Genomic DNA, 4,331 nt, shown 5'->3' with positions numbered 1-4,331 from the left:
CGAGTACCTCACCGAGAACGCGATGCTCAACGGCGTCACCGACCGCGTACAGGCCTACCGGGCGGACTGCCGTGACGTCCTCACGGAGGGGCTGGACGCCTTCGGCGGGCCAGCGACCGTCGACCGCCTCGTGCTGGGCTACTACGACGCGACCGAACCGGACGGCGACGGCGGGCACACGTACCTCGACCCCGCGTTCGGTGCGCTGTCGCCCGGCGGTGTCGCCCACGTCCACGAGGCCACCCCGGAGGATCTGATCTTCGAGCGCCCGATAGAGCGCATCGAGGCCGCCGCCGCGGCGCGGGGCCGGACGGTCGAGATTCTGGACACGCGGCGGGTCAAAGGCTACAGCGAGGGCGTCGCCCACGTCGTCGTCGACGCGCGACTGGAGTAGCAATATATATCCTTTCGGGCGTGGTAGCTCTGATATGGACCGCCAGCAGATCCTCGCCATCATCCTGACGCTGTTGATGGTCGGATCGTCAGTCGCGTACGCCGGAATCCTGATCCTCTGATAGTGTCTCCTGTAGCTGTGTCCCGGTTCGACCGTCTGCTGTCGGGCGGTCGATACCGGAGCGACCTACGAGAGACACGATGACCGCGACGGCAACGAAAGGTTTTCACGCGCTTCACTGCTAGCGACGGGTGCGGGGTCGTGGGGTAGCTTGGTAACCTTCGGGCCTTGGGTGCCCGTACCCCCGGTTCAAATCCGGGCGACCCCATGCTTTGGCGACGAACAGACGTGAGGAGCAAAGCGTGGCGAGCGCGGATTTGAATCCCGGCAGACGAACGGAGTGAGTCTGCAGTCGGTTCACAATCCGGGCGACCCCATATTTTTGCGAGGAACGGACGTGACGAGCAACATATGGCGAGCGCTGATTTGAACCAGACGAGGCGCGCGCAGCGAAGCGAGCACGTCTCGGCGAGGTTCACAATCCGGGCGACCCCATTCCACTTTTTACTGCGTTGGGTGGCTTCGCTTCGCTCAACTACCGCTCCTTGCAAAAACGTGGGGAAAACTCCTGCTGGCTCGGCCGTCGGCCTCGCCAGCAGTGGTCGATGGAGTGCAACGACATCGACCTCGTCAGAGCGCAGCTCTGACGGTGAAACGGCTCCGTCACGAACAGCGTGAGTGAAAGCTCGGGAGAGCAAGCTCTCCCGGTGCGCTTCGCTGGCCGTATGCTATGATGTCCCACAACGTGAGCAGCGAGGCTAGTCCGTCCCCGACAAGATACTTCAGTCACGCGGGCGACACGCGACCGATGGCGAGCGAGCACTCGGAGACGGGCCACCTCGCGAGAGCGGCACTGACTGGGCTCGTCGTCGCACTCGTCGGGACCGTCCACGCGGGCGTCTGTTATCTCGTAGTGGTCCGGGCAGTGCCACCGGCCACCCTCGTCGGGGTCGCTGTCGCGCTGCTGGCCGCGGGCATCGTCACGATGTTCAGGCAGAGCTGGCAGGGCGGGAGAACAGTCGCCGGGTGGCTGCTGGCGGCGGCGACGACCACCCTCGCGCTGGCGTTCGTCACGACAGCCACTGGCGGCCCCGTGTCGACGGGCGAGGGTACCGTCCGGGTCGTCGTCGAAACCGTCTCGACACCGATACCAGTCGTGCTGGTCGGGTTCGAGCGCGGGGCAACCGGTGTGACACAGGTCGGGCAGGTCCTCGGGGTGGGATATGCGCTGCTCGCGGCCGGGCTGTGGGTACACCCGGGGGTCGGAGCCGTCGGTGACCGTCTCGGACGGCATCTCTGAGGCAGTCGGGCAGCGTTATCGGTGCCGACGCGGGGGTGCGTGTCTGATAGACAGGGTAACATTCACTTGGGGGGTCGCCGTATGTGCAAACGTGTCTTCGCCCGCGACGGATATCCAGGCAGTCCTCGACGAGTCCGGCCCCGACTACGAGGACTTCAGCTTCGAGCAACCGGCCGGCGGGAGTCGTGCGGACGTGTACCTGGTCACGCTGAACTATCGCGGGGAGTCCTACGAGGTGGTGTTGAAGTTCGAGCCACCGGACGACGGCAACTTCGCGCTGGAGCCACACCTCTACGAGTACGTCGCCGACCGGACGAACGTGCCGGTGCCGCGCATCCTCGTGTTCAAAGAGAACCCCGATCAGAACGTCCCGCCGTACTTCGTCACCGAACGAATGGAGGGACAGAGCCTCTCCGATCAGTTCGACACGCTGGAGACGCCTCTCCAGCGGCGCATCCTCGTGCAGGTCGGGGAGATTCTCGGGGACCTCCACTCGAACATCGCCTTCGAGGGCTTTGGCTACTTCGGCCTCGACGACGGACGGTTGACCGTCGAGAGCCTCACGTGGGACTGGCGGGAGTTCTTCAGGGAATTGACCGAGCGCCACATCGAACGGCTGGACCGGACGCCGTTCTCGGATCTGGTCAAGCCGGCCCGTCGCGCGGTCGAGAGTTCGATAGAGACCATTCCGACGACGGCCACGCCGAGACTGGTCCACGACGACTTCCGCCCGGCGAACCTCATGTTCGACCCAGAGGTCGAGGACCCAATCCGGTCGGTGCTGGACTGGCAGAACGCGCTGGCGGGCCACCCGGAGTACAACGTCGCGCAGGCGGAGTTCCTGTTCGTCGACTCGGTGTTTCGGGACTCCGAAACCCGCGCGAGCCTCCGGGAGCGCCTCCACGACGGCTACCGGGAGTACCACACCTTCCCCATCGACGACGGCTACGCCGAGCGGCGGCCGCTCTACCAGCTATCGACGCTCGTCTGGCGGATGGCCGGCTTCGAACAGGCTTTCGCCGACGCGGGCGCCTCGCCGAGGCCCGCGCGAAGGCCTACTACCGCGAGCAGTTCGAACACCTCGTCGACGCCCTCCCGCGGTAGCGGCCGTTCCGTCGTGGGAAAGATTCGTGGTGGTTACACCGGGACAGAGACGGAACTATTTATAATTACGATGCTTCAAGCCGGGGGGTCGCCTAGACGTGTGTGATTCCATGTCGGACAGCTTCACCGTACGGGAGTACGAAACGACGGACGCGGACGCGGTCCAGCGGCTCCACGAGGAGCGGTCGTGGGACGTCGAGCATTCCCAACCGGAACACGAGGTGTACGCGGACCTCGACGATATCGAGGGGACGTACCTCGAGACGGGCGGGGCGTTTCTGGTCGGCGAACACGACGGAACCGTCGTCGCCACCGGCGGGGTCGAACCCGTCGACGCCGAAACGGTCGTCCTCAAGCGCCTCCGGGTCGATCCGGCCTACCAGCGCAACGGCTACGGCGACGCGCTGTTGACCGAACTCGAACGCCGGGCGGAGGACGGCGGCTACACGGAGATGGTCATCGACGAGACGGGGATGAACACGACGGCACAGGCCTTCCTCGAAGCCCACGACTTCGAGGTGACCGAGACGTCCATCTATCTCGGGACGGAACTGCTCTCATACCGCAAGGCCCTCGCCTAGTTGTACTCGCGCCAGCGGTTGCCACACTCCTGGCACTTGAAAAAGCGCGTCGGCGGTTCGTCGGCCGACCCGGTCTGTTTGATCGTGTACCACGCTTTGCCGTGGCCACACTCTGCGCAGGTCACGTCCTCGGCGGTGGGTTTGCCCTCGAAGTTGGCGTCTTCCTCCGTCTCGATGACGTCGTCGGTGCTCTGGGTCTCGGTGGAGACGAACGCCTCGGCGGCCTCGTCGTCGCGGGCCTGTTCGTTGCCACAGGAATCACAGACCATCACGTCGCCGTCGGTGTGCATCATCGAACCGCACTCCTCACAGAACTGCATACCCGACAGTCGAGCCAGCGGCCACTAAAGCGCTACTGGTTCTGTAGCTTCTCGCGTTCCTCGACGACCGGACAGTCCGCGAGACGGACCGTCTCCATGTCGACGAACTCGATTATGTCGGTCCCCTCGTTCGTACAGGCGATGTCGGGCGGGCCGGTGAAGTGGGGACACTGCTCACAGAAGCGGTGTTTCGACACTTCCGAGAAGCGGCGCGGCCCCTGCTGGTCCGATATCGAGGGCGCGTCGGGGTCGACCGAGAGGTCCTCCCAGACGTCGTCGTCGACGGCCGATCCCGCCTCGCCGGCGAACTCCTCGAAGGGGTCGGTGCCGCCGCCCCGCGATGGCCCGGCGTCGATGTCGCTGAACGGGTCGTCGTCGAGACGCGGGCCGTCGTCGTCCTCGGGGACGCCCGGCGAGGCGTCCTCGGGCGTCGACGTGGTCGAGTCCCCATCACCCGGTGTCGACTCAGTCGGGTCGTCGGTCGGTTCGGGGGCGGACTCGTCCGCGGGCAGGTCGTCGGCGAGGTCCTCGAAGGGGTCGCCGTCGCCCTCGGGGTCGGTGTCGATGTCGTC

Annotated in this window: 5 protein-coding genes, 1 tRNA gene and 1 pseudogene; 5 read left to right on the top strand and 2 right to left on the bottom strand. The window is 65.6% G+C overall.

What is annotated here, in order from left to right; genetic code table 11:
* The 5 genes and pseudogenes from GJ629_RS16445 to GJ629_RS14605 all read left to right on the top strand — a co-directional run.
* Window positions 1–394 (top strand): annotated as a pseudogene (locus tag GJ629_RS16445) (class I SAM-dependent methyltransferase family protein); the annotation flags it as partial.
* Between the two features lie 255 nt (window positions 395–649).
* Window positions 650–722: transfer RNA gene (locus GJ629_RS14620), tRNA-Pro, on the top strand.
* Between the two features lie 540 nt (window positions 723–1,262).
* Entirely contained in the window at window positions 1,263–1,754 is a 492-nt protein-coding gene (locus tag GJ629_RS14615) for a hypothetical protein (protein ID WP_157513684.1), read from the top strand.
* 91 nt (window positions 1,755–1,845) lie between these two features.
* Window positions 1,846–2,964: a phosphotransferase family protein gene (locus GJ629_RS14610; RefSeq protein WP_370515925.1), complete on the top strand. Its 1,119-nt coding sequence runs from the start codon at window positions 1,846–1,848 to the stop codon at window positions 2,962–2,964.
* 4 nt (window positions 2,965–2,968) lie between these two features.
* Window positions 2,969–3,439: a GNAT family N-acetyltransferase gene (locus tag GJ629_RS14605; protein ID WP_157513683.1), complete on the top strand. Its 471-nt coding sequence runs from the start codon at window positions 2,969–2,971 to the stop codon at window positions 3,437–3,439.
* Here GJ629_RS14605 and GJ629_RS14600 read toward each other — a convergent pair.
* The gene (locus tag GJ629_RS14600; RefSeq protein WP_157513682.1) at window positions 3,436–3,759 is read right to left on the bottom strand and encodes a transcription factor S; all 324 of its coding nucleotides are present in this window, start codon (window positions 3,757–3,759) and stop codon (window positions 3,436–3,438) included. The genes GJ629_RS14605 and GJ629_RS14600 overlap by 4 nt on opposite strands.
* 32 nt (window positions 3,760–3,791) lie before the next feature.
* On the bottom strand, window positions 3,792–4,331 hold a 540-nt coding region (locus GJ629_RS16440), incomplete at its 5' end, for a hypothetical protein (protein WP_197428645.1).

The organism is Halapricum sp. CBA1109, from assembly GCF_009741825.1.
Classification (GTDB): Archaea; Halobacteriota; Halobacteria; order Halobacteriales; family Haloarculaceae; genus Halapricum.
This window is presented reverse-complemented; position numbering and strand designations above follow the sequence as displayed.